The sequence below is a fragment of the Pseudoflavonifractor sp. An184 genome (assembly GCF_002160305.1).
GTDB lineage: Bacteria > Bacillota > Clostridia > Oscillospirales > Oscillospiraceae > Lawsonibacter > Lawsonibacter pullicola.
Genome location: NZ_NFKI01000111.1, coordinates 1 through 4,072, shown reverse-complemented (window position 1 = coordinate 4,072; position 4,072 = coordinate 1). Strand labels below are relative to the sequence as shown.

The following is a 4,072-nucleotide window of genomic DNA, read 5'->3' as shown; positions in this document are numbered from 1 at the left end:
CTGCGGCAAAAACTTCGCTGCGCTCCCTTGCTCCTCCTCCCCCCAGACGACCCACTGCGTTGGGCTCGTCTGGGGCTCCCCAAGATGGGGCCCCGAGGAGCTGGGCGACAGAAAAAGCAAAGCCGCCCGGTCGGGCGGCTTTGCTGCAAGACTAGGAAACTTACTTCAGGTTGAAGAAAGCGTTCATGCCGGGATACTCGGCCACGTCGCCCAGCTCCTCTTCGATGCGGAGCAGCTGGTTGTACTTGGCCACGCGGTCGGTGCGGCTGGGGGCGCCGGTCTTGATCTGGCCGGCGTTGAGAGCCACGGCGATGTCGGCGATGGTGGCGTCCTCGGTCTCGCCGGAGCGGTGAGACACGATGGCAGTGTAGCCGGCCCGGTTGGCCATCTGGATGGCGTCCAGGGTCTCGGTCAGGGTGCCGATCTGGTTGACCTTGATGAGGATGGCGTTGCCCACCTTCTTCTCAATGCCGGTGGCCAGACGCTCCACGTTGGTGACGAACAGGTCGTCGCCCACCAGCTGGACGCGGTCGCCGATGGCCTTGGTCAGCATGGCCCAGCCCTCCCAGTCGGTCTCGGCCATGCCGTCCTCCAGGGAGATGATGGGGTAGTTGTCGGCGAACTTCTTCCACATGTTCACCAGCTGCTGCTGGGTCAGCTTCTTGCCGGACTTGGGCTGGATATAGAGCTTCTGCTCCTCATCCCACCACTCGGAGGAGGCGGCGTCGATGGCGATCTTGAAGTCCTCGCCGGGCTTGTAGCCGGCCTCCTCGATGGCCTGCACGATCACCTTCAGGGCGTCCTCGTCCTTCTTCAGGTTGGGGGCGTAGCCGCCCTCGTCGCCCACGCCGGCGGCGGGGGTGCCGTTCTCCTTCAGGGTGGTCTTCAGCTGGTGGAAGACCTCGGCGCACATGCGCAGAGCCTCACGGAAGCTGGTGGCGCCCACAGGCATGACCATGAACTCCTGAATCTCCACGTTGTTGGTGGCGTGAGCGCCGCCGTTGAGGATGTTCATCATGGGCACGGGCAGCTGCTTGGCGTTGACGCCGCCGATATAGTTGTACAGGGAGGTGCCCAGGCTCTCGGCTGCGGCCTTGGCGCAGGCCAGGGAGGCGCCCAGGATGGCGTTGGCGCCCAGGCGGCTCTTGTTGGGGGTGCCGTCCAGCTCGATGAGCATCTTGTCGATGGCCACCTGATCCAGCACGTTGGTGCCGATGAGGGCCTCGGCGATCTCGGTGTTCACGTTGGAAACGGCCTTCTCCACGCCCTTGCCGTTGTAGCGGCTCTTGTCGCCGTCCCGGAGCTCGCAGGCCTCATAGATGCCGGTGGAAGCGCCGGAGGGGACCGCGGCGCGGCCCATGGTGCCGTCCTCCAGGTAGACCTCCACCTCAACGGTGGGGTTGCCGCGGCTGTCCAGGATCTCGCGGCCGACGACGTCTACGATCTCGATCATCTGCTTCATGGGAATCAATCTCCTTTCAATATGTGGCGGAAATCCTTCCGCCGATGTCAGGGGGTATATGATCTGCATGGTGCGCCCCTGCGGAGCCATGCGAGAACGCGGGGGGTAAAAAATGCAGAATGCAGGAATGCAGAATGGTTCCAAAAGAACAGCGTGTCAGAAAAATTCATTCTGCATGGGCCAGTACCGCATCTGCCGCTCATTGCAGGCCTTCCCCGCACAGGAGGGAAGGTTCCGAGCGGAGCGAGGCGGATGAGGGGTCGATTGTACATGGTACGGGATTACCCTCATCCGGCACGGCCTTCGGCCGTGCCACCTTCCCCCTTCAAGGGGGAAGGCTTGGTGGCGCCCAGTTGAGGATCAGGGTCTGCCCGTCCATCTCCGCCGGCTTCTCCAGGCAACCCAAACGGGCAGGCCCGTTTGGGGGCCCGATGCTTTCAAATGCTCGGCGGAAGTAAATTCCGCCTCCGCCAAGATTTTTGCCTGCGGCAAAAATGCTTGTACGGCGCTACGCGCCGCCCGCCCTGTGGGTGGGTGATGGGCCCGGAGAAGCCAAGAACCTCAATTTAACTCGAAAATGACAGCGCTTAATTTAAAATCAGCGTCTGCCCGTCCATTTCTGCCGGCTTCTCCAGGTATCCCAAACGGGCAGGCCCGTTTGGGGCCCCGATGCTTTCAAATGCTCGGCGGAAGTAAATTCCGCCTCCGCCAAGATTTTTGCCTGCGGCAAAAATGCTTGTACGGCGCTACGCGCCGCCCGTCCTGTGGGCGGGTGATGGGCCCGGAGAAGCCAAGAACCTCAATTTAAGTCGAAAATGACAGCGCTTAATTTAAAATCAGCGTCTGCCCGTCCATTTCTGCCGGCTTCTCCAGGCCCATCAGGTCCAGCATGGTGGGGGCGATGTCGGCCAGGCGGCCGTCCCGGAGCTGGGCGCTGGCCCCTACGATATAGAAGGGGACCAGGTTGGTGGTGTGGGCGGTGAAGGGCTCGCCGTCGTCGTCGATCATCCGCTCGGCGTTGCCGTGGTCGGCGGTGATGAGGGACACGCCGCCCATCTTGGAGGTGGCCTCCACCACACGGTTGACGCACTCGTCCACGGTGGAGACGGCCTTGCAGGCGGCCTCGTACACGCCGGTGTGGCCCACCATGTCGCAGTTGGCGAAGTTCAGGATGATCACGTCATAGGCGCCGCTCTCGATGCGCTTGACGGCCTCCTCCGTGACCTGATAGGCGGACATCTCCGGCTGCAGGTCGTAGGTGGCCACCTTGGGGGAGGGGATCAGGCACCGGTCCTCGCCGGGGAAGACCTGTTCCACGCCGCCGTTGAAGAAGAAGGTCACATGGGCGTACTTCTCCGTCTCGGCGATGCGCAGCTGGGTGAGACCCAGGTTGCTGATATACTCGCCGAAGGTGTTCACCAGCTTCTGGTGGGGATAGGCCACCGTCACGTTGGGCAGGGTAGCGTCGTACTCGGTGGTGCAGATAAAGTCCACGGACAGGAAGCCGGTCTTGCGCTCCACGTCGGTGAAGTCCTCGTCCACGAAGCACCGGGTGATCTCCCGGGCCCGGTCGGGGCGGAAGTTGAAGAAGATAATGGAGTCGTTGTCCCGGACCTGGGCGTTCTTGGCGCACACCACGGGCTCCACAAACTCGTCCGTCACACCGGCGTCATAGGACTTCTGGACCGCCTCAGCGGCGTCGGCCTCGAAGGGACCCTCGCCGCAGGCGATGGCGTCATAGGCGCGCTGCACCCGGTCCCAGCGCTTGTCCCGGTCCATGGCGTAGTAGCGGCCCATGACCGTGGCGATCTGGCCCACGCCCAGCTGCTGGATCTTGGCCTGGAGCTGCTCCACATAGTGCTTGCCCGAGCTGGGGGGCACGTCGCGGCCGTCCAGGAAGCAGTGGACGTAGACCTTGCTCAGTCCCTGCTCCTTGGCCATCTTCAGCAGGGCGAACAGGTGGGTGATGTGGCTGTGGACGCCGCCGTCGGACAGCAGGCCCATCAGGTGCAGGGCGGAGCCCCACTCCCGGCAGTTGGACATGGCCTCCAGATAGGCGGGGTTCTGGAAGAACTCGCCGCTCTCGATGTCCCGGCTGATGTGGGGCAGGTCCTGAAAGACCACCCGGCCGGCGCCCATATTGGTGTGGCCCACCTCGCTGTTGCCCATCTGGCCCTCGGGCAGGCCCACATCCAGGCCGGAGGCGGACAGCTTGCAGCCCGGGCAGTCCCGGAAGATCCGGTCCAGATTGGGCGTGGAGGCGTTGGCCACCGCGTTGCCCGGTCCGGGCTCCGTCAAGCCGAATCCGTCCATAATAATTAAAGTTGTTGGTGTTTTCATCGTAACCCCTCTTTAGAGAATGAAGAATTAAGAATGCAGAATGCAGAGTGGCGCGCAGGCACAGCATGCCGGGCAGAATTCATTCTGCATTCCTGCACTCTGCATTCTGCATTAAAATTCACTCCTGATTCGCGGAATTGATGATCTCCACGAAGTCGGCGGGCTTCAGGGAGGCGCCGCCGATCAGGCCGCCGTCCGTCCCAGCTGGCTTGCGCCAGCCGGGAGCCCTGTTATTTTAAAATCCTCGGGCGAAGTAAATTCGCCCTGCGG

The 4,072-nt window shown here is 62.8% G+C and carries 2 protein-coding genes and 1 pseudogene; all 3 read right to left on the bottom strand.

Annotated features, from left to right (window positions below):
* Window positions 1-160: 160 nt before the first annotated feature.
* Window positions 161-1,462, bottom strand: coding sequence for a phosphopyruvate hydratase (eno, locus tag B5F19_RS16520; RefSeq protein WP_087292802.1), 1,302 nt, complete (start codon window positions 1,460-1,462; stop codon window positions 161-163).
* Window positions 1,463-2,287: 825 nt separating this feature from the next.
* Window positions 2,288-3,802: a 2,3-bisphosphoglycerate-independent phosphoglycerate mutase gene (gpmI, locus tag B5F19_RS16515; protein WP_087292800.1), complete on the bottom strand. Its 1,515-nt coding sequence runs from the start codon at window positions 3,800-3,802 to the stop codon at window positions 2,288-2,290.
* A 118-nt stretch (window positions 3,803-3,920) separates the two neighbouring features.
* Window positions 3,921-3,998 (bottom strand): annotated as a pseudogene (locus tag B5F19_RS18155) (triose-phosphate isomerase); the annotation flags it as partial.
* Window positions 3,999-4,072: the final 74 nt, after the last annotated feature.